Origin of the sequence: Brachybacterium sp. AOP3-A1-3 (genome assembly GCF_052378285.1) — a bacterium.
Taxonomy (GTDB): domain Bacteria; phylum Actinomycetota; class Actinomycetes; order Actinomycetales; family Dermabacteraceae; genus Brachybacterium.
Genome location: NZ_JBQSXM010000001.1, coordinates 100,107 through 126,071 on the forward strand (window position 1 = coordinate 100,107; position 25,965 = coordinate 126,071).

General features: G+C 70.4%; 25 protein-coding genes. 18 read left to right on the forward strand and 7 right to left on the reverse strand.

Annotated features, from left to right (window positions below):
- Positions 1-74 precede the first annotated feature (74 nt).
- The 6 genes from ACT3T5_RS00455 to ACT3T5_RS00480 all read left to right on the forward strand — a co-directional run bounded on the left by ACT3T5_RS00455 (position 75) and on the right by ACT3T5_RS00480 (position 4,724).
- Complete coding sequence (locus ACT3T5_RS00455) at positions 75-1,274, forward strand: YihY/virulence factor BrkB family protein (protein ID WP_444576154.1); 1,200 nt, start codon at positions 75-77, stop codon at positions 1,272-1,274.
- On the forward strand, positions 1,271-1,837 hold the full coding sequence (def, locus tag ACT3T5_RS00460; protein WP_444593273.1) for a peptide deformylase: 567 nt from the start codon (positions 1,271-1,273) through the stop codon (positions 1,835-1,837). The genes ACT3T5_RS00455 and def overlap by 4 nt, the downstream gene beginning before the upstream one ends.
- 99 nt (positions 1,838-1,936) lie before the next feature.
- Positions 1,937-2,362: a Rieske (2Fe-2S) protein gene (locus tag ACT3T5_RS00465; RefSeq protein WP_444576158.1), complete on the forward strand. Its 426-nt coding sequence runs from the start codon at positions 1,937-1,939 to the stop codon at positions 2,360-2,362.
- A gap of 7 nt (positions 2,363-2,369) precedes the next feature.
- Positions 2,370-3,212, forward strand: coding sequence for a tRNA (guanosine(46)-N7)-methyltransferase TrmB (gene trmB / locus ACT3T5_RS00470; protein ID WP_444593274.1), 843 nt, complete (start codon positions 2,370-2,372; stop codon positions 3,210-3,212).
- A gap of 52 nt (positions 3,213-3,264) precedes the next feature.
- Complete coding sequence (locus tag ACT3T5_RS00475) at positions 3,265-4,308, forward strand: LCP family protein (RefSeq protein WP_444576162.1); 1,044 nt, start codon at positions 3,265-3,267, stop codon at positions 4,306-4,308.
- Positions 4,309-4,358: 50 nt separating this feature from the next.
- Entirely contained in the window at positions 4,359-4,724 is a 366-nt protein-coding gene (locus ACT3T5_RS00480) for a DUF4235 domain-containing protein (protein WP_444576163.1), read from the forward strand.
- Positions 4,725-4,884: 160 nt separating this feature from the next.
- Here ACT3T5_RS00480 and phoU read toward each other — a convergent pair whose 3' ends face one another.
- Positions 4,885-5,559 (reverse strand): phosphate signaling complex protein PhoU, encoded by a 675-nt coding sequence (phoU, locus tag ACT3T5_RS00485; protein WP_444576164.1) that lies wholly within the window; start codon positions 5,557-5,559, stop codon positions 4,885-4,887.
- A gap of 174 nt (positions 5,560-5,733) precedes the next feature.
- Here phoU and ACT3T5_RS00490 point away from each other — a divergent pair, with 174 nt between their 5' ends.
- Both ACT3T5_RS00490 and ACT3T5_RS00495 read left to right on the forward strand, forming a co-directional pair.
- Positions 5,734-7,044: a sensor histidine kinase gene (locus ACT3T5_RS00490; protein WP_444576165.1), complete on the forward strand. Its 1,311-nt coding sequence runs from the start codon at positions 5,734-5,736 to the stop codon at positions 7,042-7,044.
- Between the two features lies 1 nt (position 7,045).
- The gene (locus tag ACT3T5_RS00495; RefSeq protein ID WP_444576166.1) at positions 7,046-7,747 is read left to right on the forward strand and encodes a response regulator; all 702 of its coding nucleotides are present in this window, start codon (positions 7,046-7,048) and stop codon (positions 7,745-7,747) included.
- Between the two features lie 82 nt (positions 7,748-7,829).
- Here the strand turns inward: ACT3T5_RS00495 and ACT3T5_RS00500 are convergent, their stop codons facing one another.
- Positions 7,830-8,321 carry a hypothetical protein gene (locus tag ACT3T5_RS00500; protein ID WP_444576168.1) on the reverse strand — a complete coding sequence of 164 codons (492 nt, stop codon included), beginning with the start codon at positions 8,319-8,321 and terminating at the stop codon, positions 7,830-7,832.
- Positions 8,322-8,644: 323 nt separating this feature from the next.
- Between ACT3T5_RS00500 and ACT3T5_RS00505 the strand changes: the two genes are divergently transcribed.
- Together ACT3T5_RS00505 and ACT3T5_RS00510 are read left to right on the forward strand one after the other, a co-directional pair.
- The gene (locus ACT3T5_RS00505) at positions 8,645-9,127 is read left to right on the forward strand and encodes a CarD family transcriptional regulator (protein ID WP_444576170.1); all 483 of its coding nucleotides are present in this window, start codon (positions 8,645-8,647) and stop codon (positions 9,125-9,127) included.
- A 14-nt stretch (positions 9,128-9,141) separates the two neighbouring features.
- Positions 9,142-9,966, forward strand: a complete 825-nt coding sequence (locus ACT3T5_RS00510) for a 2-C-methyl-D-erythritol 4-phosphate cytidylyltransferase (RefSeq protein WP_444593275.1) — start codon at positions 9,142-9,144, stop codon at positions 9,964-9,966.
- A gap of 93 nt (positions 9,967-10,059) precedes the next feature.
- Here the strand turns inward: ACT3T5_RS00510 and ACT3T5_RS00515 are convergent, their stop codons facing one another.
- Entirely contained in the window at positions 10,060-10,371 is a 312-nt protein-coding gene (locus ACT3T5_RS00515; protein ID WP_193117880.1) for a hypothetical protein, read from the reverse strand.
- 10 nt (positions 10,372-10,381) lie between these two features.
- On the reverse strand, positions 10,382-11,137 hold the full coding sequence (locus ACT3T5_RS00520) for an IspD/TarI family cytidylyltransferase (RefSeq protein WP_444576173.1): 756 nt from the start codon (positions 11,135-11,137) through the stop codon (positions 10,382-10,384).
- Positions 11,138-11,287: 150 nt separating this feature from the next.
- Here ACT3T5_RS00520 and ACT3T5_RS00525 point away from each other — a divergent pair, with 150 nt between their 5' ends.
- Genes ACT3T5_RS00525 through ACT3T5_RS00535 form a run of 3 tightly spaced genes read left to right on the forward strand, consistent with a single transcriptional unit; the run spans position 11,288 to position 13,571 of the window.
- On the forward strand, positions 11,288-11,587 hold the full coding sequence (locus tag ACT3T5_RS00525; protein WP_444576175.1) for a PTS sugar transporter subunit IIB: 300 nt from the start codon (positions 11,288-11,290) through the stop codon (positions 11,585-11,587).
- Positions 11,587-12,087: a 2-C-methyl-D-erythritol 2,4-cyclodiphosphate synthase gene (gene ispF / locus ACT3T5_RS00530; RefSeq protein WP_444576176.1), complete on the forward strand. Its 501-nt coding sequence runs from the start codon at positions 11,587-11,589 to the stop codon at positions 12,085-12,087. The genes ACT3T5_RS00525 and ispF overlap by 1 nt, the downstream gene beginning before the upstream one ends.
- A complete protein-coding gene (locus ACT3T5_RS00535; protein WP_444593276.1) occupies positions 12,087-13,571 on the forward strand; it encodes a pyridoxal-phosphate dependent enzyme in 1,485 nt (494 codons plus the stop codon). Before ispF ends, ACT3T5_RS00535 begins: the two co-directional genes overlap by 1 nt.
- A gap of 190 nt (positions 13,572-13,761) precedes the next feature.
- Here the strand turns inward: ACT3T5_RS00535 and galE are convergent, their stop codons facing one another.
- Together galE and ACT3T5_RS00545 are read right to left on the reverse strand one after the other, a co-directional pair.
- Positions 13,762-14,760, reverse strand: coding sequence for a UDP-glucose 4-epimerase GalE (galE, locus tag ACT3T5_RS00540; RefSeq protein WP_444593277.1), 999 nt, complete (start codon positions 14,758-14,760; stop codon positions 13,762-13,764).
- Between the two features lie 146 nt (positions 14,761-14,906).
- Positions 14,907-16,376 carry a GuaB1 family IMP dehydrogenase-related protein gene (locus tag ACT3T5_RS00545; RefSeq protein ID WP_444576181.1) on the reverse strand — a complete coding sequence of 490 codons (1,470 nt, stop codon included), beginning with the start codon at positions 16,374-16,376 and terminating at the stop codon, positions 14,907-14,909.
- 998 nt (positions 16,377-17,374) lie between these two features.
- Here ACT3T5_RS00545 and ACT3T5_RS00550 point away from each other — a divergent pair.
- Entirely contained in the window at positions 17,375-19,222 is a 1,848-nt protein-coding gene (locus ACT3T5_RS00550; RefSeq protein WP_444576182.1) for an LCP family protein, read from the forward strand.
- Between the two features lie 63 nt (positions 19,223-19,285).
- On the opposite strand, the gene ACT3T5_RS00555 is transcribed toward ACT3T5_RS00550, so the two are convergent.
- Positions 19,286-20,713, reverse strand: a complete 1,428-nt coding sequence (locus ACT3T5_RS00555) for a mycothione reductase (protein WP_444576184.1) — start codon at positions 20,711-20,713, stop codon at positions 19,286-19,288.
- Between the two features lie 120 nt (positions 20,714-20,833).
- Here ACT3T5_RS00555 and ACT3T5_RS00560 point away from each other — a divergent pair, with 120 nt between their 5' ends.
- From ACT3T5_RS00560 to ACT3T5_RS00575, 4 genes are all read left to right on the forward strand, one after another.
- Positions 20,834-23,245 (forward strand): ATP-binding cassette domain-containing protein, encoded by a 2,412-nt coding sequence (locus ACT3T5_RS00560; protein WP_444593278.1) that lies wholly within the window; start codon positions 20,834-20,836, stop codon positions 23,243-23,245.
- 168 nt (positions 23,246-23,413) lie between these two features.
- On the forward strand, positions 23,414-23,959 hold the full coding sequence (locus ACT3T5_RS00565; RefSeq protein WP_444593279.1) for a YceI family protein: 546 nt from the start codon (positions 23,414-23,416) through the stop codon (positions 23,957-23,959).
- Positions 23,960-24,054: 95 nt separating this feature from the next.
- Positions 24,055-24,984 carry a putative RNA methyltransferase gene (locus tag ACT3T5_RS00570; protein WP_444576189.1) on the forward strand — a complete coding sequence of 310 codons (930 nt, stop codon included), beginning with the start codon at positions 24,055-24,057 and terminating at the stop codon, positions 24,982-24,984.
- Between the two features lie 60 nt (positions 24,985-25,044).
- Positions 25,045-25,872: an HAD hydrolase family protein gene (locus ACT3T5_RS00575; protein ID WP_444593280.1), complete on the forward strand. Its 828-nt coding sequence runs from the start codon at positions 25,045-25,047 to the stop codon at positions 25,870-25,872.
- Positions 25,873-25,965 lie beyond the last annotated feature (93 nt).

A 25,965-nucleotide genomic window follows, 5' to 3' on the forward strand; every position in this document is an offset into this window, starting at 1 on the left:
CCGGTGGCATAGGCTCCAGCCGCGCCCTCCTGGGCGTCCTCCCCCTGTCCCCTCCCCCGGAGCACGAGCACACGGTGTCCGCATCCCGCCCCCGTCGGCCGAAGCCGATGGTCGAGTACGCCCGACCACGGCTGAGCGTCCTGCATGTCCTGAACCGGGTGCGGATGCGCCTGCTGGACATCCAGGTCTGGGACGTCGCGGGCACCATGACGTTCTATCTGCTGCTCTCGGTGTTCCCGGGCGCGGTCGCCGCCGTCTCGATGCTGTCCCTGATCGGGGTCGAGGCCACGACCCTCAAGGCGTTCACCTCGATGACCGCCGAGATCTTCCCGACGCTGGATCCCCGCCCCTTCCTCTCGGCGATCCGCGCGGTCTCCTCCACGAGCGGCGGGCTGCTGGGGCTGACGCTGGGCACGATCGGTTCGCTGGTCTCCGCCTCCAACGGGGTCGCGGCCTTCCATCGGGCCATGCACCGCGTCTACGACACCCGCGAGGGCCGCCCCTTCCTGTGGTTCCGCACGATCGTCTTCGGCGAGACCGTGCTGATCGTCGCCGTGGTGCTGCTCGCGATCGGCATGATCGTCGTCGGCGGCGAGGCCTCGCAGCGGATCGGCGAGTTCATCGGCATCCCGCGGATCGCCTTCCTCGCCTGGAACCTCGTGAAGTGGCCGATTCTCCTGGTCATCCTGATCATCGGGGTGTCCCTGGCCTATTACTCGTTCCCGAACGTGCGCCTCCCCCGCTACCGGCTGATGACCCTCGGCTCGACGGTCACGGTGCTGGTGCTCTTCAGTGCCGCGCTCCTCACCGGCCGCCTGCTGGTGTACGCGACGCGCTTCGCCGAGGTGCTCACGGTGCTCAACGGACTGATCGCGATCCTGCTGCTGCTGTGGCTGGCCAACATCGTGGTCGTCTCCGGTGCCGCTCTCGATGCCGAGTTCCTGCGCGCGCGGCAGATCGCGAGCGGCCTCGACGCCTGGGACAGCATCGTGCTGGATCCCCACGCCACCCACACCCTGAACTTCCTCGCTGATGACGCCGCCGGAGCCGAGGAGATCGGGCGCGCTGTCGCGGGCTCCGCTCGCACCGGGGAGCCGCTGCGCCGCGCGCGCGGGCCCTGGATCGTCGATGCCGGCAACCTGCTCGCGGTGAACCCGCCGACGAAGTACAGCGTCGTCACCCGCTCCGACAACACCGATCACACCGGTCCCGCCGAGCCATCCGACCCCGCCGAGAACACCGACCCGCCCCACTCAGGAGATACCCCCGCATGAGCGTCCGCCCGATCACGATCGTCGGCCATCGCGCACTCGAGCAGCGCACCCGTCGGGTCCGCGAGATCACCGACGACATCCGCACCCTGGTCGCGGACATGTTCGAGACGAACGACGCCGCCGACGGTGCCGGGCTCGCCGCGCCACAGGTCGGTTCGCGCTGGCGCCTGTTCGTCTATTCCTGCGCCGACGCAGACGGCACCGTGCAGCGCGGCGTGGTCCTCAACCCGCGCCTGGAACGCTTCGGCGGGATCGAGCTCGACGAGGAGACCATCGAAGGCTGCCTCTCGGTGCCCGGCGAGGGATTCCCGACCGCCCGCCACCGTGGTGCCCGCGTCACCGGCATCGACCTCGAGGGAGAGCCCGTCGTCGTCGAGGACGAGGGCGGGGTGCTGGCCCGCGCCCTGCAGCACGAGGTCGACCATCTCGACGGCTCCCTGTACCTCGACCGCCTCTCCCCCGCCCGCAAGCGCGAGGCGCTGGACGCCGTGACCGACCGCGGCTGGCGCGCCCAGGGGATCCGCACCTGGGATCCCCGGGAGCTCGAGCCCGCCGACGTCTGACCCGCTGCCCGGCCCGGCCGCGGTCCTCCGGTGGTCCGGCGCGTCACAGCGGCGGTCCCCGCATCGCCCACGCCCAGCAACGCTGGCTATCCTGAGGCCATGGAACGCCCGTGCCTCTCCCGCCGTCATGCCCTCCTGCTGCCCGCCTCCGCCGCCGCGCTCGGCGGCCTCGCCGCCTGCGGCCCCCAGGACGAAGGCTTCGGCACGGCGGCACCGGTGCGGGCCGACGACGGCGCGATCTCCCTGGACGACGTCCCGGAGAACGAGAGCACGCTGGTGAACTTCGGCGGTGAGCAGCCCTTCGTGCTGCTGGTCCGCGGTGCCGGCGACGACCTCGCCGCCTACTCGGGGTACTGCACCCACAACGGCTGCGCCCTCGCCCAGAAGGAGGCCGAGCTCGACTGCCCGTGCCACGGCTCCAAGTTCGATGCGGCCACCGGTGAGGTCCTCGTGGGCCCTGCGACCCGGCAGCTCCCCGAGGTGTCCGTGGTCGTCGAGGACGGCCTCGTCCGTCGTGCGGGCTGAGCGCGCCATGGCGTCCGAGCCGTCCGAGCCCGAGCAGCCCGAGCAGATCGATCCGGAGGAGAAGTCCCCGCGCGAGATCGTCTCCTTCGTGCGTCGTGGCGAGCGGCTGACCGCGAGCCGTCAGAGCGCCTGGGATCGCCTCTCGGACGACTACGTCCTGGATCCCTCCCGCGGCGATCGCGACACCGTCCCGGGCCCCGATGCGAACCTCGACCTCCTCGAGGTCTTCGGCCGGCGCGCCGAGCTCGTCGTCGAGGTGGGCAGCGGTCTGGGCGAGAACATCGTCGCCGCCGCCGCTGCGGATCCGGACCGTGATTTCCTCGCGGTCGAGGTGTACCGCCCCGGCCTCGCCCAGACCCTGAACCGGATCGACCGGGCGGGGCGTCCCCGGAACCTCCGTCTCCTGCCGCTCGATGCGCAGCGCAGTCTTCCCGTGCTGCTGTCCGAGGCGTCGATCCAGGAGCTCTGGGTCTATTTCGCCGATCCGTGGCCCAAGGCCCGCCACCACAAGCGCCGCCTCATCAACCCGCCGTTCCTGGACGCCGTGCTGCCGCTGCTCGCCGACGGCGCCGCGTTCCGACTGGCCACCGACTGGGCGCAGTACGCCCATCACATGCGTCACCATCTCGATGCTCGTCCCGAGCTCGAGAACCTCCATCCCGACGGTGCCCGGCCCGGGGAGGAGAGCAGCGACGCCATCTCCGAGAGCATGGCGCGCACAGGATGGGCACCTCGATTCGAGGGTCGTGTGAAGACCAGCTTCGAGAACAAGGGACGGGCCGCCGGACGCTTAGTATGGGATCTCGCGTACGTCAGGGTGCCTCGGCATTCGGGCGATGCCCCCGCCTAGACCCTCAGGACCTCCGTCGCGACCAGTGACGCCTGTTTGAGAGCGAGCCCCTATGAACGCCCCTGACGACGTCGAACTGCCCTCCGACTGGGAGGACGACGACCAGCCAGACCCTCGCCAGCGGCGCGGGCGCCGCATGGCCCTGATCGCTCTCGGACTCGTCGCCGTCCTGGTGCTCGGCGTCGGCCTCGTGGTCGCGAACTACCTGCGTGGCATCAATGACTCCTACGAGAAGCGCACGGTCGTGCAGATCACCCGCGGCGCCTCCGACGGCGAGCGCCCCGAGGCCGGAGCAGGCCGCAACTTCCTGCTGCTCGGCTCGGACAAGCGATCGGCCGAGGACGCGAAGGCGCAGGGCGTCAGCGGTCAGCGCTCGGACGTCATGATGCTGGTCCACGTCTCCGATGACAACAAGGAGGTCTACGTCACCTCCTTCCCGCGCGACCTCTACGTCGAGATCCCCGGCTACGGCAAGGACCGCATCAATGCCGCCCTCGCCTTCGGTGGGGTGGGCCTCGCGGTGACGACGGTCGAGAACTACGTCGGCGTCCCCATCGACCATGTCGCCCTCATCGACTTCGAGGGCATCCAAGGGCTGGTCGACACGCTCGGCGGCATCGACGTGAAGATCCCGCAGGACTTCGAGGCCGGCGGCCACCAGTTCACCGAGGGCGTCCAGACCCTGAACGGCGAGGAGGCGCTCACCTTCGTGCGCGAGCGCAAGCAGTTCTCCGACGGCGACTTCCAGCGCAACCGGAACCAGCAGGCCGTGCTGGGCGGGATCGCGGCCAAGCTGATCAGCGCGGACACCCTCAGCGATCCGGGGAAGCTCGCGAGCACGGTCGAGTCGATCTCCCCGTTCCTCACCACCGACGAGGGCCTCAGCGGCACCGCGATGGTCCAGCTCGGGCTGTCGATGCGCTCGGTGCGCAGCAGCGACATCTACTACCTCTCGGTCCCCCATTCCGGACCCACCACCACCAGCGGTGGCGCGAGCGTCGTGGGCACCGACGAGGACGGGATGGACATCCTGCGCGATGCCCTGCGCACGGACGGCATGGGGACCTATTACGCTCAGTACGCAGGGGCCTACTGACCCGGGGCCCCGCCCAGTCCGCCGCATCACCCATCGCCTGGAGGAACCTCGTGGCCAATCCACTCGTCAAGATCGCCGTGCCGCTCGCCGGAATCGTCGCCTCCATCCTCGGCAACAAGGCTGCCTCCGCCGGCTGGGGCGCCGTGTTCGGGGAGGAAGCCCCGACCGTCAAGGCGACCAAGGCCGCGCAGAAGGACGCCCAGAAGCGCCGCAAGCAGGCCAAGAAGGAGGGGCAGTCGAAGGCGGAGATCGAGGCGATCAAGGACCCCGCCGACGATCAGCCGATCTGGAAGATGCTGCTGTGGGCAACAGTCTCCGGTGTGCTCCTGCAGGGCCTGAAGATGATGGCCAGGCGAGGAGCTCAGACGGGCGCCGAGCGCGTGGTCTCACGTCGGCCCCGCAGCAACCGCGGCTGATCCGGCCACCGCGCACAGCTCGCAGCACGCAGAGAAGGCCTCTCACGGAGTTCCGTGAGAGGCCTTCTCCGCATCGTCCGTGCCCCGGGACGCCGGGGCGGCGGCATGTCGGGACGGCGGCACGCCGGGGCTGCGGGATATCAGTACGGCAGGAGCGCGCTCAGAACTCGCTGACGTCGACGCGCTCGTTGAGCGTGTCCAGCGAGTCCCCGGTGACCAGGAACCCGACCCGGCGCACGAGGGACACGGCGTGGTCGCCGATCCGCTCGTAGAAGCGGATCAGCAGGGTGAGGTCGACGACCTGGCCGTTGGAGTAGCCCTCGCCGCGGGAGATCTCGCGGGAGACCTCGAGCATCAGGTCGTCGAGCTCCTCGTCGTCCTTCTCCACCTGGGCGGCCAGGGCGAGATCGCGATCGGCGATGACCTGGGCGGCCTCCTGCAGCGCGGCCCGACCCAGCTCGGACATCCGCGCGATCTGCTCGCGATGCCGCGCAGGGACGGCGAGCTCGGGATGGGAGCGGCGGGCGATCAGCGCCACGTGGGCGCACAGGTCGCCCATGCGCTCGAGCGAGGAGCTCATGCGCAGAGCCGCGACGAGCAGCCGCAGATCGCCCGCGACGGGTGCCTGGCGGGCGAGCAGCTCGACGGCCTTGGAATCGAGCTCGACCTGCCGCTCGTCGATGTGCGGGTCCGCCGCGATGACACGCTCGGCGAGGCCGAGATCGCCCTCGAGGAGAGAGCGCGTCGCCGCCTCCAGGGCGGTCCCGACAAGTTCTGCCATGTCCAGCAGGTCGTCGACGATATGACGCAGGTCGCTCTGGTACGCCTCGCGCATGGGTGTGCTCCTCAATCCGACGTGGGTGTTCTCCTCGAGTGTCGCAATCCCGGATGAACTTCGCCCGTCGGACGGTGAACTCCCGGAGACGTCGGCATGAACTCCTGCCTGCCCGGGTGCTCCACACCCTGGCCGCGGGCAGGACCGCAGAGCCCGGAGGCCTAGGCTGTCCCCGTGCCCCTGACTGTCCTCCTCCTGCTCGCCGGCGCGATCGGACTCGTGATCGGATGCGCCGCGACGCTGGCGTTCCTCCGCTCCGACCGTCGCCGCACGGCCGCGCCCGTGGCGACGCAGCAGGGCATCCCCGAGGCCACCGCCGAGGTGCTGGCGATCCTGTCGTCGGCGTACGTCGTGCTCGACGGCAGCGGCGACGTGCTGCGTGCCTCCCCTCTCGCCTACTCCTACGGCATCGTGCGAGCCGCCGAGGGCGACTACCCGCGCCTGGCCAACACCGAGCTCCTGGATCTCGCGGCGGACGTCGGCCGCAACGGCGGCTTCCGCGACGAGCGGCTTTCCCTGAAGCGCTCGAGCCAGGCCGCCACCGACACCGACGCCGTGATCGACGTGCGCATCGGTGCCCTCGGCGAGCACGGCGCCCTGCTCCTGGCCGACGACCTCACCCGCGCGGTGCGGGTCGAGGAGACCCGCCGGGACTTCGTCGCCAACGTGTCCCACGAGCTCAAGACTCCGGTCGGGGCGATCATCCTGCTGGCGGAGACCATGGAGGACGCGGCCGAGGACCCCGACGCGGTGCGTCGCTTCGCGGGGCGCATGCAGAGCGAATCACAGCGGCTCTCGCACTTGGTGCAGGAGATCATCGAGCTCTCCCGCGTGCAGGGGAACTCCTCGCTGCCCGACGCCGAACCCGTGGAGATCGACGATGTGGTCGACGACGCCGTGGCCCTGAACCACAACGTCGCGCTCGGCTCCCAGATCGAGGTCGCCGTGGGCGGGGCGAGCGGGCTGCGGGTCTACGGCTCCTCCTCGATGCTGACCACGGCGCTGTCGAACCTGATCTCCAACGCGATCTCCTACTCCGATCCGCAGACCCGCATCGGCATCTCGGTGCGGCGCGAGGGAGGCATGGTCGAGCTGTCCGTCAAGGACCAGGGCATCGGGATCTCGAAGGAGAACCTGGAACGGGTCTTCGAGCGGTTCTTCCGGGTGGACCGGGCGAGGTCTCGCAGCACCGGCGGCTCCGGCCTGGGGCTCGCGATCGTGAAGCACATCGCCACCGATCACGGCGGCGAGGTCACGGCCTGGTCGATGCGGGGCCAGGGCTCGACCTTCACGCTCCGTCTGCCGGAGATGGGCGAGACCGAGACGATATCCGCGCCATCGCCCCGTGCCCCGGAGCGCACGGGCTCGACGACTTCTGCCGGGGAGGGCCGCATCTCGTCGGCCGCCGGCACGACAGGGCCCACCGGGCCCGGAACCATCTCACGGACCGTGGCGAACGACCACCGGTCGGGAAAGGGAACCTGATATGACGCGCATCCTGATCGTGGAGGACGAGGAATCGTTCTCCGACCCGCTGTCCTACTCGCTCCGCAAGGAGGGCTACGAGGTCGCCGTGGCGGACAACGGCACGGACGGTCTGCGGATCTTCGCCACCCATGGCGCGGACCTGGTGCTCCTGGATCTCATGCTGCCCGGGATGAGCGGCACCGAGGTGTGCCGGGAGATCCGACGCACCTCGAGCGTCCCGGTCATCATGCTCACCGCGAAGGACGACGAGTTCGACAAGGTGCTGGGCCTCGAGCTCGGTGCCGACGACTACGTCACCAAGCCCTACTCCTCCCGCGAGCTGCTCGCCCGCATCAAGGCCGTGCTCCGGCGCGGGCAGGATTCGGCCGACGCCGACGAGGACGCGACCCTGCAGGCCGGCCACATCGTGATGGATGTGGAGCGCCATGTCGTGCAGGTCCGCGGCCAGGACGTCGCCCTGCCGCTCAAGGAGTTCGAGCTGCTGGAGATCCTGCTGCGCAACGTCGACCGGGTGCTCACCCGCGGCCAGCTCATCGATCGGGTGTGGGGGGCGAACTACGTGGGCGACACCAAGACCCTCGACGTCCACGTCAAGCGCCTGCGCGCCAAGATCGAGGACGACCCGAAGAACCCCGTGCAGCTGGTGACCGTGCGCGGCCTCGGCTACAAGTTCGAATCCGCGGGCGGATCCGGCAGCTGACCTGCCCGTGGTCATCGCCCGACGACGAACGCCCCGCAGCCTGGCTGCGGGGCGTTCGTCATGATGCGCTCGTGCGGAGCGGTCAGCCCTGGGCGGACGTGCTCAGGTGCCCGACGGATCCTTCGAGAACGGGGAGCGTGATCGTCGTGCTCTCGCCGCTGACGGAGACGTCGAGATCGATGAGGGCGCCGGGCTTGACCGGGACCTCCTCGAGGGGGACCTGCTGCTGCCCTTCATCGGGGCCGAGCGCCACCGTCTCGTGCGCGGGGACGGAGACGCTGGTCGAGAAGACGGCGGTGCCGTCGGCGGTTCCTTCGAGGTCGATCGAGATGGTCTCGTCGGAGTAGTTCACGGCCGTTCCGTAGAAGGTCGCAGACCCGTCCTCGCCCACCACGATGAGAGTGTTGCGCATGCCTGCATAGAGGGCGCCGGACTGCTCGAGGTTCGCGTTGGTGCCATCAGCGGCCTCATAGAAGTCGTGCGTCTGCACCGGACTGAGGTACGAGCAGCCGGATGCGGCGAGGGCGAGGCCCACGGCGGCTGCGGAGAGCACAAGACGGCGAGGACGGCGCACGGAGGACTCCTGTTCGATGCCGCTGAGGACGGCGGAAAGTTCTGGGACAGCCCTGACAGGTTACCTCATCGCGAGCACGGATCCGCTCCGCCCGGCGCGGGCTCGGGGCGAGCGTGCCGAACCATGGCCGGACGTCGCGCTCCTCACGTGCGCCACCCCGTCACCGACCCGGGTCATCCGGCCGCACACAACGGTGCGCACGGCACCCGGATTCTCGTCCCCGCACTCGGTGAACCGCCCGTGAACTGCACATTCGCAGAGGATCGCGGATCCTATCACGGCTCAGCGATGCTAGACTGGTCGGCGGAAAGGGGACCCACCACATGAATTTTGCCGTCGGCGAGACAGTCGTCTACCCGCACCATGGGGCCGCACTCATCGAAGAGGTCAAGACCCGCACCATCAAGGGCGAGGACCGCACCTACCTCAAGCTCAAGGTCGCTCAAGGCGATCTGACCATCGAGGTCCCCGCCGACAACGTCGACCTCGTCGGCGTGCGGGACGTGGTGGACAAGGAGGGCCTCGAGGAGGTCTTCGAGGTGCTTCGACTGCCCTACACCGAAGAGCCCACCAACTGGTCGCGCCGCTACAAGGCGAACGTCGAGAAGCTCGCGTCCGGTGACGTCAAGAAAGTCGCCGAGGTCGTCCGCGACCTGTGGCGGCGGGACCAGGACCGCGGCCTCTCGGCCGGGGAGAAGCGCATGCTCGCGAAGGCGCGCCAGATCCTGGTCTCCGAGCTCGCACTCGCGGAGAAGACCGACGAGGCCAACGCCGAGTCGATCCTCGACGAGGTCCTCGCGTCCTGACGCACGGACGAGACGTGACAGCTCTCCCGGCCCGGCCGTCCGTCGCCTCCGTGCGACCGGTCGTCCTCGCCCTCGCGCCGCCCGCACCGGGCGTCTCCCACGGGACCACCCTTCCGTGCCTGGAGACGCTCGGCGGTTCGCGGCTCATCGAACGCCTCCTCGGCACGCTGGCCGAGGTCGGCCTGCCGAGCACGGTCGTCGTCGCCCCTCATGACGCCGTCACGGCGCTGCGCCTCCTCCTGGGCGATCGGTGCCGGGTGATCGGCAGCTCAGGCGATCGTCGCGAGGCGCTGACCGCCGCCCTGGGCGCCGCCGATGACGACCTCCTGCTCCTCCACGACGCCGAGCGTGCCCTCACCCCGGCCTCCACCGTCTCCGAGGTCCTCGCCGCCCTCGATGCGCAGACCGATGCCGTGCTCCCGGTCGTGGCGATGACCGATTCCGTGAAGGATGCCCGTCCGGACGGGCTGCGCAACATCGATCGCTCCACCGTGGTCGGTATGCAGAGCCCCCGGCTCCTGCGGCGCGAGGTGCTCGAGAGTGCTCTGGCCCGGCCGATGCCCGATCCCGGCTCCGACGCTCCGGGGACTCCGGGAGCTCCGCGTCCCACGGACACGGTCGCGGACTCACCCGGTATCAGTGGCGGTGTCGGTGGAGGTGGCGGCCAGCGCTTCGACGAGATCCTGGCGGCCCTCGGCAACGGAGCCGCCGTGCGCACGGTGCACGGATCGCACTCGGGTTTCGCCGTGGTGGATCGGCTCAGCCTCTGGCAGGCGCAGATCTCCCTCGGGCTGGCCCGGGACACCTCGCACTGTTACGGCCTCGCCCGCCGGGCCTGAGCCCCGCAGGCCGCGCGCCGGACCTCGCTCGCCTCAGCCCTCCCGGCCTCAGTCCTCCCGGTCTCAGTCCTCCCGGTCTCAGTCCTCCCGGCCTCAGTCCTCCCGGCGGCTGCGCCAGACCGTCCGGAACTCCTCGACCATCCGCAGAGGCTTCGACAGCGTCCGCTGCGGAAGACTGGTGGCGAGCTCGCCAGGGTCACGACGGAACCTGCGCATCAGCCGACCGGGCTTGCTGGAGATCCGCTGGCGGAGATCCGGGAGGTACTCGTCGGAGACGTCCAGACGGGTCACCGCCCCACAGCCGGTGCACTGGATCTCCGAGACGAACCGCCCCGCATACACGACCACGTGCTCCGCCTCCTGATCACAGGCGGTGCATCGCAGGAAGCTCTCCTCGACAGCCATCAGTTCCTCCTCACCCTGTCCTCAAACCTAGCGCGGTCACCACGTCCTGGGCCAGGAGCAGATCCTGCGCATAGGTGATCTTGAAGTTGGTCTCCTCTCCGCGCACCCAGGTCACCGGGATCGTCGTGTACTCCTCGGCGCACGAGGCGGTGTCGGTGCCGACGAATCCGTCGCGGGCCGCGGCCTCGTAGGCGTCCAGGATCGTCGCGGCGTCGAACCCCTGCGGGGTCTGCACCCTGACCAGCGTGTCCAGCGTGCTCGCCCCCTCCGCGGCGAGCTCGCCCGTCCCGGCGACCGGAGCGATCTCGGTGGCCGGGATCCCCGGCACCGCTCCCCCGGTCTCGCGGGCGGCATGCAGCACGGCGGCCGCCAGCCCATGGGAGACCAGGGGCCGCGCGGCATCGTGGATGAGCACGGTGTCGATCACCCCGGCATCGATGCGGTCGGCCAGGTGCCGCAGGGCGAGCAGCTCCGACTCCTGCCGGGTGTCGCCGCCGGTGATGATCTCGAGGCGGAGGTCCGTCTCGCGGCCGGCGAGGAAGCGCGCATGCTCGAGATCCTCAGGGCGCACGACGAAGACGAGGATGCCCACCCCTTCGACGGTGCCGAGGGTGTTGATCCCCCAGCTGGCGATGCTGCGTCCCGCCAGAGGCAGGAAAGCCTTGTTGATCCCGGCCCCTACACGGGTCCCCGATCCACCGGCCAGCACCACACCTGCGGCGCGGCCGCGGCGGCGGGAGGCACGGAGTCGACGGGTCTGGGTCACGCAGGCATCGTAGACGGCTGGGAGTCCCCCGTGCGCCGCCCGCCCTACTCGTGACAGAATCGACTGTTGCCGAGTGCGCTCACGCTCCCTTGCTCCCGTCCGTCACGGAGCCGGTGACCGCCTCCCACCATCGACCTTCCAGGAGTCCGAATGCTGACCATCGCCATCGTGTGCGGCGCGGGGATCGCGACCTCCGCGCTGGTCGCGGAGCATGTGCGCGATCACATCGCCTCCCGCAGCCGCGAAGCCCATGTCGTGCAGGCCACCGTGATGGACCTGCTCTCGCCCGATTTCCACGCCGACCTCGTCGTCAGCACCGTCGACCTCCCCGCCGCCCTCGGCATCCCGCAGATCTCCGGGATGCCCCTGCTGCTGGGGACCAACCCCCAGGTGACCTACGACGACATCGATCGTCTGCTGGCACGGATCGACGAGCAGGGTACCGCTTGATGACGGCCCGATCCGGGCTGCCGCGCGTCGGTCTCGGAGTGGATGTCCACGCCTTCGCCGCCGAGGACGCCCCCCGCGAGCTCTGGGTCGCGGGGCTGCGATGGGAGGGCGAGCGCGGTCTGGCCGGGCACTCCGATGCGGACGTCGCCTGCCATGCGGCCTGCGATGCCCTGTTCTCGGCTGCGGGCCTCGGCGACCTCGGCACGCACTTCGGGGTCGACCGTCCGGAATGGGCCGGCGCCTCGGGGACGAGACTCCTGGAAGAGGCCGCACGGTCCGTCCGTGAGGCCGGATTCACCATCGGCAACATCTCGGTCCAGGTGATCGGCAACCGCCCCCGGCTGTCCGCCCGCCGCGACGAGGCCTGCGCCGCGATGTCCGCGGCCGTCGGCGCCCCGGTGTCGGTCTCCGGCAGCACGACGGACGCGCTCGGCCTGACCGGACGCGGCGAAGGTGTCGCCGCGATGGCGACCGCCCTGATCATCGCCGAGGAGGAGTGATGTCGATGCCCCTGGCCGATCTGTCGCTGCCCGACCTGCCCGTGACCGCCGCCGAGGTGGAGGCCGCTGCCGAGCGCCTCGCCCCGGTGCTCCGGCGCACCCCGTTGGAGTACAGCGAGCGGCTGAGCGCGCGTGCCGGGGTCCCCGTCTGGCTCAAGCGCGAGGATCTGCAATCGGTGCGCTCCTACAAGCTGCGCGGCGCGCACCTTTTCCTCGATTCCCTCGACGCGCAGGCCAGGGAGGCCGGTGTGGTCGCCGCGAGCGCCGGCAACCATGCCCAGGGTGTCGCCCGGGCCTGCCGAGCCCTCGGGATCCAGGGCCGCATCTACGTGCCGAGCACCACGCCGCGCCAGAAGCGCGAGCGGATCACCGCGATCGGCGCAGACCTCGTGCAGCTGATCCTCGTCGGGGACACCTTCGACGACGCGGCCGAGGCCGCGGCCGAGGATGCGGAGCGCACCGGGGCCACCCTGGTGCCGCCCTTCGATCATCCTCTGATCATGGCCGGTCAGGGCACCGTGGCGCTGGAGGCGGTGGACCAGCTGCGCAGCGAGCACGGCCGGGAGCCCGGCACGATGGTGCTCCCGATCGGTGGCGGCGGCCTGATCGGCGGCTGCGGTGCCTGGCTGCGGGAGCGCCTCCCGTCGGTGCGGATCGTCGGGGTCGAGCCCGCCGGCGCCGCGTCCATGGCTGCTGCCGTGCGCGTCGGACATCCGGTGACGCTGCAGGAGATGGATCGTTTCGTGGACGGCGCCGCCGTGCGTCGGGTCGGGTCGGAGCCGCTGCGCGTGGTCACGGCGATCCAGCCGGAGCTGGTGGGCGTCGACGAGGGTGCCGTGTGCACGGAGATGCTCTCGCTCTACCAGGTCGACGGGATCATCGCGGAGCCGGCGGGGGCGCTGGCCGCGACGGCCGTCGCCACCGGGACGATCCAGCATCTCGGATACCAGGACCAGGAGTCCGCGGATCGGGCGGCTGCCGCTCAGGCCGCCGCCGATCAGGACTCTGCACGTCGGGCGCTCGACCAGGACCCCGAGGACCCGGACTCCCTGGGACCGGATTCCCCGGATCGGGACTCCCGGGAACCGACCTCCCCGGCATCGGGCGCGGGTGACTCCCCCGACGGCTCCGGGACCGGTGACATCATCGTGGTGATCTCCGGCGGCAACAACGATGTCTCCCGGTATCACGAGGTCATCGAGCGCTCCCTCGTGCACGAGGGCTTCAAGCACTACTTCCTGGTCACCTTCCGGCAGGAGCCCGGAGCGCTGCGCCGATTCCTGGACCGGGTGCTGGGGCCGAACGACGACATCGTCCTGTTCGACTACATCAAGCGCAACAACCGTGAGCAGGGCCCTGCTCTGGTGGGGCTCGAGATCGGTGATCGCGCGGATCTCGAACCGCTCATGTCCCGCATGGCGGCCTCGAACATGGAGATCGAACGGGTCGACCCCAGCGACCCCATCTATCGCTACCTCACCTGAGTGCATGACGGGGCCCACGGACCGCCCGCCGACGCACGAGCCCACGAGCCCACGAGCCCACGAGCCCACGAGCCCACGAGCCCACGAGCCCACGAGCCCACGAAAAGTGTGGCCTGAGGACCGATGCTGAACCGCGCATCGATCCACAAACCGCATCACTCGACAGCCCGATCCATGGGCGGGACCCGGATCAGGCCTCGGGGTAGGCCTCCACGTCCGGGGCGATGCTCTGCGCGCGGGCCTCGACGGCGGAGCGCACGATGTCGTCCAGGCCATGCTCGGACTTCCACCCCAGCTGCTGGGCGATGCGGTCACCGGAGCAGATCAGGCGGGCCGGGTCACCGGCGCGGCGCTCCCCGATCTCGGGGATGATCTCGGTCCCCTGAGCGCGGGCGATCGCGTCGATCACCTCGAGCACGCTGGAGCCCTCGCCGGTGCCGACGTTGAACACACGATGCGGGCGGTCCTCGCCCCGCAGGTAGTCCAGCGCCGCGATGTGCGCGTGGGCGAGGTCGAGCACGTGGACGTAGTCGCGGACGCACGTGCCGTCGGGGGTGTCGTAGTCGTCGCCGAAGACGATCGGAGCCTTGCCCTGCTCGAGGCGGTCCAGCACGATCGGCACGAGGTTCATCACGGCGGTATCCGCGAGCTCGGGCCAGCCGGCACCGGCCACGTTGAAGTAGCGCAGGGCGACGGTGCGCATGTCGTGGGCCCGCTCGGAATCGGCCAGCATCCACTCCCCGACGTACTTGGTCGCGCCGTAGGGGTTGATCGGCTGCGGGGTGAGGTCCTCGGTCACGAGGTCCACGTCCGGTACGCCGTAGACGGCCGCCGACGAGGAGAAGACCACGTCGCGCACCTCGGCGCTCGCGCAGGCGGCCAGCACGTTGGCCAGTCCTCCGATGTTGTCGTGCCAGTACATCTCGGGGTTCGCGACGGACTCGCCGACCTGCTTGTGCGCGGCGAAATGGATCACCGAATCGGCTCCGGACGCCCGCAGGTGGAAGGCGAGCTTCTCGCTCGCATCGGACCCGGTGATGTCGAGCTCGACCAGCTCGGCGCCCTTCGTGCGCTCCAGGATCCCCGTGGAGAGGTTGTCGACCACGACCACCTTCTGCCCCTGCTCCAGGAGGAGTCGCACCACGTGCGACCCGATGTATCCAGCGCCACCGATCACGAGAGTTGTCATACCCGGAATCCTACCGGGCCGGTGCAGGTCGGAGCCGCCGCGACCACGGCCCGCAGACGCCGACCGCGGTCGCTGTCCGCGGCCGCCGACCATGGTCGCTGACCGAGGTCCGCGACCGCGGCGGCTCCGAGAGGGATCTGCGTCCGTCAGCTCCAGGAGCTGGACACGGGCCGACCCTCGGCGTAGCCCGCTGCTCCCTGCAGGCCGATGACGGCCCGCTCGCGGAACTCGGGCGTGCTGCTCGCCCCGGCGTAGGTGTAGGACGAGCGCACGCCGGCCATGATCTCGTCGAGCAGGTCCTCGACGCCGCCCTTGCCCTCGGCGAGGAACATGCGTGAGGTGGAGATGCCCTCCTCGAACAGTCCCTTGCGGGCGCGCGCGAAAGCGTCCTCGTGCGCGGTGCGATGGGAGACGGCGCGCTTGGAGGCCATGCCGAAGTTCTCCTTGTAACGCCGCCCCTTCTCGTCCGTGCGCATCTGTCCCGGGGACTCGTAGGTGCCGGCGAACCAGGAGCCGATCATGACGTTGGAGGCCCCGGCGGCGAGCGCGAGCGCGACGTCGCGAGGATGGCGCACGCCGCCGTCGGCCCACACGTGGCCGCCCAGCCGGCGCGCCTCGGCGGCGCACTCCAGGACGGCGGAGAACTGGGGGCGGCCGACGCCCGTCATCATGCGGGTGGTGCACATGGCGCCCGGACCCACGCCGACCTTGACGATGTCGGCTCCGGCCTCGATGAGCTCGCGGGTGCCCTCTGCCGTGACGACGTTCCCGGCGGCCAGACGCACCGGCGTCGACGTGCGGTCCCCGATCACGCCGCGCGCGGTGCGCAGCGCCTCGATCATCTTGTCCTGGTGGCCGTGGGCGGTGTCGAGCACGATCACGTCGGCGCCCGCCCTGACCAGCTCCTCCACCCGGGCCGCGACGTCGGCGTTGATGCCGACCGCGACGGCGATCCGCAGGCCGCCGTCCGCGTCGACCGCGGGACGGTAGATGGTCGAGCGCAGCACGCCGGTGGCGGTCAGGACGCCCCGCAGGGCACCGCCCTCGCTCTCGTCGTCGACGACGATCGCGGCCTCGTGGTGGGTGGCGGCGATGCGGGCGTGCAGCTCAGCGGGGGTGACCTGCAGATCCGCAGGGCGCAGGACGGGCACATCGGCGCTCAGCACGTCACCGACGGCGGAGAAGGAGTCGCGTCCGGCGATCTCCTCGGCGGAGATCGTACCCAGCGGGCGGCGCTGGTCGTCGATCACGACGACGATGCCGTGGGGCCGCTTGGGCAGGAGGTCCGCGGCCTGGCCGAGGGTGCCGTCGGAGGTGAGGGTCAGCGGATGGTCGACGACGTGATCGCGCTGCTTCACGGATCGGATGATCGAGTCCAGTCGTTCCGGGGAGAGATCCTGGGGCAGGACGGCGAGGCCGCCCCGACGGGCCATGACCTCGGCCATACGTCGGCCGGAGACGGCCGTCATGTTCGCGGCGATCAGCGGGATCGTGGTGCCGGTGCCGTCATCGCTGGCGAGGTCGACATCGAATCGGGACGTGATCGCCGAGCGTGCGGGCAGGAAGAAGCAGTCGTCGTACGTGAGGTCCGTCGACGGAGTATGAATCAGGCGCATGGGTCCATGCTACGGATCTCCGGCAGCGGATCGACCTCCACGAGGTTCTCACAGGCGGATGGGGGACGATTCGTCCTCGAGAATCTAGAATGGAGCATATGACGGACCCTTCCTCGGCCTCTCGGCGACGACGCCGTCGATCCGGCAGACATCAGGAGCCGGTCCGACGCGTCCAGTCCACGCCCATGCCGCCAGATGAAGCACGCCGGAACCGCGAGAGCGCGTTCGGTGCTGCGAGCCCGAAGCGCACGTGGCCCGGTGGCGCGCCGTCGGCACCGTCAGCACAGTCGGCCTCGTCGGCAGAGCCTTCGGGGTCCGCCGCTCCCCTGCCGGCGGTCCCGCCGTCGGCCGGACGCTCCGCGACTTCTGCGCCTTCCGCATCCAGCACTCCTGCCGCACCTGCTGCACCTGCTGCACCTGCTGCCCCTAGCCGGACTGCTTCGCCTGGCTCGTCTGCCTCGCCTGGCGCACCCTCCGCGTCCGACATTCCCTCCGCGCGTCGTGACGACGCAGAGCCGGTCGTGCCTGCGCAGCCGCTGCAGCCTGCTCAGCCGCTGGAGCCCTCAGAGCCGGTGGGACCTGCCGCTCCGGTCGCGCCTGCAACAGCTGCCGCGCCTGTCGACCGACCGCCACGACGCCCGCGCGGCCGCCGTGCCGCGTTCCAGCTCCCCGAGGAGGGATCCGGGGCTGCATCTGCCCAGCACCCCTCGTTCGACGAGGACGCTGCACACCAGGATGCCTGGAGCACGCAGAGCCCCGCTCCTGCGAGTCCCGTGAGCCCTGCGGCGGCCCCGGAGCGCTCGTACTCCTTCTCCGAAGCGCGACCTTTCCCGTCGTCCGCACGTCGCGCCCGCCGGGCAGACCCTGCGCGGCCGACGGCGACCCCCGATTCACCCCCTTCCGGTACCCCAGCATCGGCGGCGAGCGGTCCCGACGACCATCGAGCACCGTCGGCCGCTGCGGCCGTCGGGGCAGCCGGCATGGTCGGAGCAGCTGGCGTGGCCGGGGCAACCGCGGCGTCCGGCGCCGAGGAATCGGCGCCCTCCGCGTCTGCGAGCAGGGGCGGCGAATCCTCTGGTCCCGATCCTGATCGCCGCGCCCCCGCAGGGGCTGAGGACGGCCCCACGGGTTCCGAGGTTCCCACCGGGCCCGACGACGCACTCGCTCCCACGGGATCCGGCGGCCCTGGCGGCCCCGGCGGCCCCGGCGGCCCCGGCGACGACGAGGATCGCCCCGACGGACCTGACGATGACGGCCACGTCCCGGAAGGCTCCGACGACGAGGGGTCGCTGCCGAAGGTGGCGATGTGGACCGTCCTGACGACGATCCTCCCGGGATCCGGACTGCTCACCACGCACCGTCGTCGCCTCGGCTGGATCCTGCTGGCCGTCCTCGTCCTCACCGTGGTGCTCGTGGCGGCGTTCCTCGTGATCGGCGACCCGCTGCGCACCGGCATGATGCTGCTGACCCATCGCACCGTCCTGATCGGGATCATGGCCACGATCGGCCTGGTCGGAGTGGTCTGGGCGCTGCAGATCGTGCTCGCGAACCTCGCGCACACCAAGCGGCAGCGGCTCGAGGGGACCAAGCGCTATATCGCCCTGGCGCTGGCCGCCCTGATGGTGGTCGCCGTGGCGATGCCGTTCGGTCGCGGGGTCCAGTCGCTCTGGGCCGCTCAAGGGCTGCTCGGCTCGAAGTCCGTGTTCGCGGGCGGCGAGGGTCGCGAACACCCCTTCGTCGAGGGCAAGGATCCCTGGGCGAACACGGAGCGCGTGAACATCCTGATGCTCGGCCAGGACTCCGGCGAGGACCGCACCGGCACCCGCCCGGACACGATCATGATGGCGTCGGTCGACACCGCCACCGGCAGGACCGCCCTGTTCTCCATCCCGCGCAACCTCGAGAAGGTCCGCTTCCCCAAGGGGACCACCGCGGCGAAGGAGTTCCCGGACGGTTTCGACTACTTCGGCAAGAACCAGGACCTCATCAACGCCGTATGGACCTGGGCGGAGGACCGCCCCGACCTCTTCCCGGGCGATCCCAATCCCGGACTGACCGCGACGACCTGGGCCGTCGAGGAGACCCTCGGGCTGGAGAGCGACTACTACGCGATGGTCAACCTCCAGGGCTTCGAGGACCTCGTCAACGCCATCGACGGGGTGGACCTCGTCGTGGAACGGCGGATCCCGATCGGCGGCGGCGTCAACCAGGCCACGGGCGGGAAGTACCCGGTGACGGGCTACATCGAACCCGGCGAGCAGAAGCTCGACGGATATCACGCCCTCTGGTACGCCCGTTCCCGCGAAGGATCCAACGACTTCAACCGCATGTGCCGCCAGCAGCGCATGGTGCGCGCGGTGACCGAGGAATCGGATCCCACGACCCTGGCCATGTCGATCCCCGGTCTGGTGACCGCCACCGAGGAGAACATCCAGACCGACATCCCGGTCGCGAACCTCAGTGCGTTCGTGGATCTCGCCCTGCGCATCAAGGATGGCGGCTTCGAGTCCTACCCGATCACCCCGGACGTGACGCCGTCCGGCAATCCGGACTGGGACTACCTCAAGGAGTGGACGGCCGCCTCGATCGAGGACTCCATGGCGAAGGACGAGCCGGAGTCCGTGCTCGGAGAGACGAAGCCCGGCTCGAGCGACCCCGCCGCGACGGCGGACGACCCCGAGGAGAGCAAGGTCGCAGACGGCGAGGGCGAGGCGCCGACCGAAGAGTCCCCGGACTCCTCGGCGACGACGGACGAAGCGGAGTCCGAGAAGGCGAAGCCCGGCAAGGGCCCCACGGTCGATCAGGACCCTCTGAAGTCCTGCCTGCCGGGCGCCGAGCAAGGCTGACCCGCAGCGCACGAGGACGGGGCCGGTTCCGCACCAGCGGATCCGGCCCCGTCCTCGTGCTCGTCAGTCCAGCAGCTGCAGCAGGGCGTTCTCGACCAGCTCCGGCATCGCCGGATGGATCCAGTACTGGGTGGTGGCGATGTCGCGGGCGGTCTGCCCGGTGCTCATCGCCTGGATCAGCAGCTGGACCAGCGTGGTGGCCTCGGGGCCGATCAGATGGGCGCCGAGGATCTCGGTCGTCTCCGCGTCCGCGATGATCTTCGCGAAGCCGCTGGTGTCCTCCATCGCCCAGCCGTAAGCGATCGAGGCGTACTCCTGGACGCCGACCTTCACCGTGCGTCCGCTCTCGCGGGCCGTGGCCTCGTCCATCCCCACCCATGCCACCTGTGGGTGGGTGAAGACGCCGCTGGGGATCGGCATCGTGTCGGAGCGCCGCAGATCCTCCGGGTGCAGGACGTTGTGGCGCACGATCCGCTGCTCGTGGTTGGCGACGTGCTTGAGCTGATGCGCGCTGGAGAGGTCCCCGAGCGCCCAGATGCCCTCGAGCGTCTCCCCGCCGCCCTGGACCCGCTGGAACTCGTCGACCACCACCCGGCCGTCCTCGGTGGTGTCGATCCCGGCGGCGTCGACGTCCAGCAGGTCGGAGTTGGGCCGACGGCCGACGGCCACCAGCAGCTCCTCGGCCTCCAGCACGACGTCCTCGCCGTCGCGACGGCCGCGCAGCTCCACCCCGGCCGCGGTGCGTCGCACGGAGGTCGTGCCGAATCCGGTCTCGAGGTGGAGGCGCTCGCCGAGGATCTCGGTGAGGCGGGCCGAGACGTCGGCGTCGGCCGCGCGCAGCACACGTTCGGAGCGGGCGATGAGCGTGACCTCGACCCCGAGGGAGGCGAACACGTGCGCCATCTCCACCGCGATCACGCCGGAGCCGAGGATGGCCAGAGACGCCGGCAGCTGGTCGATCCGCATGATCGTGTCCGAGGTGTGCGGGGCGGCGTCGGCCAGGCCGTCGATGGGTGGGAGGACGGGCCGGGAACCGGCACCGAGCACGATCGTGTCGGCGGTGATCGTGCGCTCGCCGCCGTCGGCGTCGAGCACGTGGAGCGTCTTCGCCCCGGTGAAGGAGGCGGTGCCGCGCACCAGTGTCAGGTTGGCGTTGTCCTCGTGATCACGGCGGTACTCCTCGCCGCCGTGGGTGATCGGGTCGATGCGGCCGAAGATGCGGTCGCGGATCGCCGGCCAGTCCACCGCCTGGAGCTGCTCGGTCAGGCCGAAGCGGCCGGACTCCGCCGGGGTCGCCGCCAGGTTCGCGGTGTGCACGAACATCTTGGTCGGGATGCAGCCGAGGTTCAGGCAGGTCCCGCCGAAGACATGGTCCGGGCCCACCCCTCGGTCGATCTGCACGATGCTGCGGTCGGAGAGGTCAGGGCCCGGGAACGAGTTCGAAGACCCGGAGCCGATCAGGGCGATGTCGTAATGCGTAGTGTCGGTCACCGCCCCAGGCTAGCCCTCCTCCAGGTCGATGCAGGCGGCCGGCGCCGAGGGTGCCCGCAGCAGCGTGAGGATATTATCGAGGACTGCAGGAACCGACCGGAAGCGATCCTCGGAGGACCGATGACCACCGTCACCCCTCGCAGCGCCCCCGCCGACGCCCACGACGTGATCCGCGTCCGGGGTGCTCGGGAGAACAACCTGCGCGGCATCTCCCTGGACATCCCCAAGCGACGCCTGACCGTGTTCACCGGCGTCTCGGGATCGGGCAAGAGCTCCCTGGTCTTCGGCACCATCGCCGCGGAGTCGCAGCGGATGATCAACGAGACCTACAGCTCGTTCATCCAAGGGTTCATGGCGTCGCTCGCCCGGCCCGACGTGGACGACCTGCAGGGTCTGACCACCGCGATCATCGTGGACCAGGAGCGGATGGGAGCGAACGTGCGCTCCACCGTCGGGACGGTCACCGACGCCAACGCCTACCTGCGCACCCTGTTCTCCACGCTCGCCGAGCCGCACGTCGGCGGTCCGGGCGCCTACTCCTTCAACGTCCCCAGCGTCACGGCCGCCGGAGCGATGACCGTGCAGAAGGGGGCGAAGACGATCGCGGAGAGGACGAGCTTCTCGCGGGTGGGCGGCATGTGCCCGCGCTGCGAGGGCATGGGACACATCTCCGACGTGGACCTCGCCGAGCTGTACGACGAGAACCTGTCGCTGGACGAGGGCCCCTTCACGATCCCCAACTACGCCGCCGGCGGCTGGTACGTGAAGATCTTCGCGTCCTCCGGGTTCTTCCCCTCCGACAAGCCCATCGCCTCCTTCACGAAGCGGCAGCTCCACGACTTCCTGTACAAGGAGCCCACGAAGGTCACGATCGACGGGGTGAACATGACCTATGAGGGCCTGATCCCGAAGATCCAGAAGTCGATCCTCAGCAAGGACCGCGACGCCCTCCAGCCCCATGTCCGGGCCTTCGTGGACCGTGCGGTGAAGTTCGTGACCTGCCCCGAGTGCGAAGGCTCCCGGCTCGCAGAGCATGCCCGCACGTCCCTGATCGACGGCGTCTCGATCGCGGACGTCACCGCCTGGCAGATCACCGATCTGGCCATCTGGGTCGAGGAGCTGCGCGAGCGTCATCAGGGGCCGACGGTCTCCCCGCTGCTGACGAACCTCTCCGCCCTGCTGTCCTCCTTCGTGACGATCGGGCTGGGCTACCTCTCCCTCGACCGCCCGTCGGGCACCCTGTCCGGCGGCGAGTCCCAGCGCACCAAGATGATCCGTCACCTCGGCTCCGCCCTGACCGACGTCACCTATGTCTTCGACGAGCCCACGATCGGGCTCCATCCCCATGACATCGCCACGATGAACCAGCTGCTGCTCGCACTGCGGGACAAGGGCAACACGGTGCTGGTGGTCGAGCACAAGCCCGAGACGATCGCGATCGCGGACCATGCCGTCGACCTCGGTCCGCGGGCGGGCTCCCACGGCGGCGAGCTCCAGTACGAGGGCGATGTGGCCGGGCTGCGCGCCTCGGACACCCTCACCGGACGCCACCTCGATCGCCGGGCGACCCTCAAGGAGCAGACCCGCGAGCGGACCGGTGCCCTCGAGATCCGGGGCGCGGACCAGCACAACCTCCGCGACGTCGACGTCGACATCCCGCTCGGCGTGCTCACCGTGATCACCGGCGTCGCCGGGTCCGGCAAGAGCTCTCTCGTGCACGGCTCGCTCCCCCGCGACGCGGAGGTCACCGTGGTCGACCAGGGGGCGATCCGCGGCTCCCGACGGTCCAACCCCGCGACCTACACGGGTCTGCTGGAGCCGATCCGCAAGGCCTTCGCGAAGGCCAATAGCGTGAAGCCCGCCCTGTTCTCGAACAACTCCGAGGGTGCCTGCCCGGTCTGCAAGGGCGCCGGGGTGATCTTCACGGAGCTGGGGTTCATGGAGACCGTCTCGACCCCCTGCGAGGAGTGCGAGGGCCGACGCTTCCAGGCGGCCGTGCTGCAGTACACGCTCGGCGACGCCCACGGCGGCGCGAGGAACATCGCCGATGTGCTGGAGATGTCCGTCGAACAGGCGCTCGCGTTCTTCTCCTCCCCGGGAGCGTCGGTGCCCGCGGCCGCGAAGATGCTGGGGCACCTGGACGAGGTGGGGCTCGGCTATCTGACCATCGGCCAGGCGCTGACCACGCTCTCGGGCGGGGAGCGCCAGCGTCTCAAGCTCGCCACCCACCTGGGTGAGAGGACCGGGATCCTCCTGCTCGACGAGCCGACGACGGGCCTGCATCTCGCGGACGTCGACGCCCTGCTCGCCCTGCTGGACCGACTCGTGGAGTCCGGGCGGAGCGTGATCGTCATCGAGCATCACCAGGCGGTGATGGCCCATGCGGACTGGATCATCGACCTCGGACCCGGGGCCGGGACCGAGGGCGGACGCATCGTGTTCGAGGGGACCCCGGCCCAGCTGGTCGAGTCCGGGAGCACCGTGACCGGTGAGCACCTGGCGCGCGCCGTGAGCGAGGCAGATCACCTCTGAGGCCCCTGCGTGGGCGGGGTGACGAAGCAGGTCGATGGGTGCTGGTAGGTTCCGAGGCGACCCATCGGTCGACGCCTGCGGCCTCGGCCTGCGTCGACCCGCACGCCGAACGCTCCGCGGACGTACGGCGACGATCATCTGAAGTCCAACTCATCGAAGAGGCACTCCATGACCGACACCACGCTCACCGGGACCTGGGACATCGACCCGTCCCACACCCGCATCGGGTTCGCCACCCGCCATGCGATGGTCACCCGCGTGCGGGGCGCCTTCAACGACGTCACCGGACAGATCGAGATCAATCTCGAGGATCCCTCCCTCAGCCGCGCTGAGCTCACCGTACAGATGACCAGCGTCGATACTCGCAGCCAGCAGCGCGACGACCACCTGCGCAGCACGGACTTCTTCGACACCGAGACCTACCCCGAGATGGCCTTCTCCTCGACCCGCATCGAGGAGGTCGACGAGGACAGCTTCATCGTCACCGGGGATCTGACGATCAAGGACCGGACCCGCAGCATCGGGGTCCCGCTGCGCTTCATGGGCATCGACACCGATCCCTTCGGCAACGTGCGCGCCGGCTTCGAGGGCTCGCGCCGTATCGATCGCCGCGACTGGGGCATCTCCTGGAACACCCCGCTGGATTCCGGCGGACTCCTGGTCAGCGACCGCATCCAGCTCGAGTTCGAACTCTCCCTGATCAAGCAGGTCTGACCCTCAGGGCCGGACGGAGATGGCCTGACGAACCGCCCCGGCCGACAGGACCGGGCGAAGCGTAGCCCGCCCGCGGGAGAACGTACCCTTCTGAGATGTCCTCCCCCGTACCCCCGGCCCTGCTCGACGCCCTCGACGTGCTGCGCTGTCCCCAATGCGGTGACGGCCTCGAGCCGGCGGAGCACGCGCTGCGCTGCCCGCGACGGCACACCTTCGACGTGGCGCGCGCCGGGTACGTCTCGCTGCTCGGCGGCGGCGGGGCCATCAGCGGGGACGACGACGAGATGGCTCGCGCCCGGCAGCGCTTCCTCGACTCCGGAGCCTACGAACCGCTGCTCGCGGGGATCACGGACCTCGCCGCCGAGACCGTCCCGGCGCTCGAGGACAGCTCGACGATCCTCGACGCAGGCTGCGGGACGGGCTACTACCTCGGTGGATCGCTGGACCGTTTCCCGGCCGCACGGGGCCTCGGCTTCGACACGTCCTCGAGATCCCTGCGCTTCGCCGCCCGCGCCCACGAGCGCGCCGCCGCGTACAGCGGCGACGTCTTCGCCCGCTTCCCCCTCGCGGACGGCAGCGTGGACCTCCTCCTGGACGCCTTCGCGCCCCGCAACCCCGCCGAGTTCGCCCGGGTCCTGCGCCCGCAGGGCCGGCTCGTCGTCGTCCGCCCCACAGGCGCGCACCTCGCCGAGCTGCGCGAGATCGTCCCGCAGATGGTGACCGTGGACCCGCGCAAGGAGGAGCGCCTGCACGCCGCCCTGGACCCGCTCTTCGCCACCGCGGCGCAGCGCGAGGTGACCTACCAGGTGAGCGTGGACGAGGCGAGGATCCGCGATCTGATCGCCATGACGCCGAGCGCCCGTCACGTGGAGGAGGCGCAGCTGGCCGCAGCACTGGCCGCGGCTCTGGACGGGGCCCCCGGCGACACCCTCGACGAAGCCCTCGACGAAGCCCCTGACGCACAGCACTCCCCCGTGTTCTCGGTCACGGTCTCCGTCCTGGTCAGCGCGCACCGTCGGCTCTGATCCCACGGGGCACCGACTAGGCTGGTCTCTCCACATCACGACGTTCCTGAGGAGACCTCTGTGGCCGACCGCCGCTGCGTGTTCATCGATTTCGACGGCACCTTCGCCGACCAGGGCGTCGCCCCTCTCGAGCACGCCGAGGCAGTCGCCCGGGCGCGCGCGAACGGGCACCTCATCCTGCTCAGCACGGGCCGGCCGGCCTCGATCGTGGCCCCCGAGGTCGCCGCGCTCTTCGACGGCGTGATCTCCTCCGCCGGCGGCCACGTCCGCGTCGGGGACGAGGTGCTGCACGACGAGCGCTTCCCGGCCGCCCTGGGCCGACGCGCCGCCGAGGTGCTGGAGCGCCATGACGTGGCCTTCGCGCTCGAGGCCCCTGAGGCGCTGTGGTGCTCGTCGTCGGCCTCGAGGCGCATCCGTGCCCGGATGGCGGATCCCGCGCCTCACGCCGCTGCCGGCATCGGCAACGGCCCCCGCGACATCGTCGACGCCGTCCGTGTCCCCGAGGATCTCGGGGCCTGCTCCTTCGCGAAGATCTCACTGTGGGAGTCCCGGGTGCCCGTCGAGCAGCTGGCGGCGGAGATCGGTCCGGAGATCGGCGCCCTGCCCAACTCCACCACGTCCGAGGACACCAGCTCCGGTGAGCTGCATCTGCTCACGGTCGACAAGGCCGACGGGCTGCGCCGCACGGTCGAGCACCTCGGCCTGGACCTCGCCGCGACCGTCGCGATCGGGGACGGGCTGAACGACCTGGGCATGCTGCGTGCGGCCGGGACCGGGATCTCGATCGCGGGCGCCCGCGACGAGGTCCGCGACGCCGCCCTCTTCGAGGTCCCCGGCCCGTCGGAGCACGGGATCGTCACGGCCTTCGAGCGGCTCGGCCTCCTCTGACCCGACTCGTCTGACCCGGGCCCTCTGACGCGAGCTCTGGCGACCCCGCCCGAGGTGACCCGGCCCAAGGCGACCCGGCCCCTGGGACGGGAG

What these genes read in the sequence shown, in the direction of transcription:
- def (WP_444593273.1), top strand. Translation starts at nt 1,271, where the DNA reads ATGAGCGTCCGCCCGATCACGATCGTCGGCCATCGCGCACTCGAGCAG.
- ACT3T5_RS00465 (WP_444576158.1), top strand. Translation starts at nt 1,937, where the DNA reads ATGGAACGCCCGTGCCTCTCCCGCCGTCATGCCCTCCTGCTGCCCGCC.
- trmB (WP_444593274.1), top strand. Translation starts at nt 2,370, where the DNA reads ATGGCGTCCGAGCCGTCCGAGCCCGAGCAGCCCGAGCAGATCGATCCG.
- ACT3T5_RS00475 (WP_444576162.1), top strand. Translation starts at nt 3,265, where the DNA reads ATGAACGCCCCTGACGACGTCGAACTGCCCTCCGACTGGGAGGACGAC.
- phoU (WP_444576164.1), bottom strand. Translation starts at nt 5,559, where the DNA reads ATGCGCGAGGCGTACCAGAGCGACCTGCGTCATATCGTCGACGACCTG.
- ACT3T5_RS00495 (WP_444576166.1), top strand. Translation starts at nt 7,046, where the DNA reads ATGACGCGCATCCTGATCGTGGAGGACGAGGAATCGTTCTCCGACCCG.
- ACT3T5_RS00505 (WP_444576170.1), top strand. Translation starts at nt 8,645, where the DNA reads ATGAATTTTGCCGTCGGCGAGACAGTCGTCTACCCGCACCATGGGGCC.
- ACT3T5_RS00515 (WP_193117880.1), bottom strand. Translation starts at nt 10,371, where the DNA reads ATGGCTGTCGAGGAGAGCTTCCTGCGATGCACCGCCTGTGATCAGGAG.
- ACT3T5_RS00525 (WP_444576175.1), top strand. Translation starts at nt 11,288, where the DNA reads ATGCTGACCATCGCCATCGTGTGCGGCGCGGGGATCGCGACCTCCGCG.
- ispF (WP_444576176.1), top strand. Translation starts at nt 11,587, where the DNA reads ATGACGGCCCGATCCGGGCTGCCGCGCGTCGGTCTCGGAGTGGATGTC.
- ACT3T5_RS00535 (WP_444593276.1), top strand. Translation starts at nt 12,087, where the DNA reads ATGTCGATGCCCCTGGCCGATCTGTCGCTGCCCGACCTGCCCGTGACC.
- galE (WP_444593277.1), bottom strand. Translation starts at nt 14,760, where the DNA reads ATGACAACTCTCGTGATCGGTGGCGCTGGATACATCGGGTCGCACGTG.
- ACT3T5_RS00545 (WP_444576181.1), bottom strand. Translation starts at nt 16,376, where the DNA reads ATGCGCCTGATTCATACTCCGTCGACGGACCTCACGTACGACGACTGC.
- ACT3T5_RS00560 (WP_444593278.1), top strand. Translation starts at nt 20,834, where the DNA reads ATGACCACCGTCACCCCTCGCAGCGCCCCCGCCGACGCCCACGACGTG.
- ACT3T5_RS00565 (WP_444593279.1), top strand. Translation starts at nt 23,414, where the DNA reads ATGACCGACACCACGCTCACCGGGACCTGGGACATCGACCCGTCCCAC.
- ACT3T5_RS00570 (WP_444576189.1), top strand. Translation starts at nt 24,055, where the DNA reads ATGTCCTCCCCCGTACCCCCGGCCCTGCTCGACGCCCTCGACGTGCTG.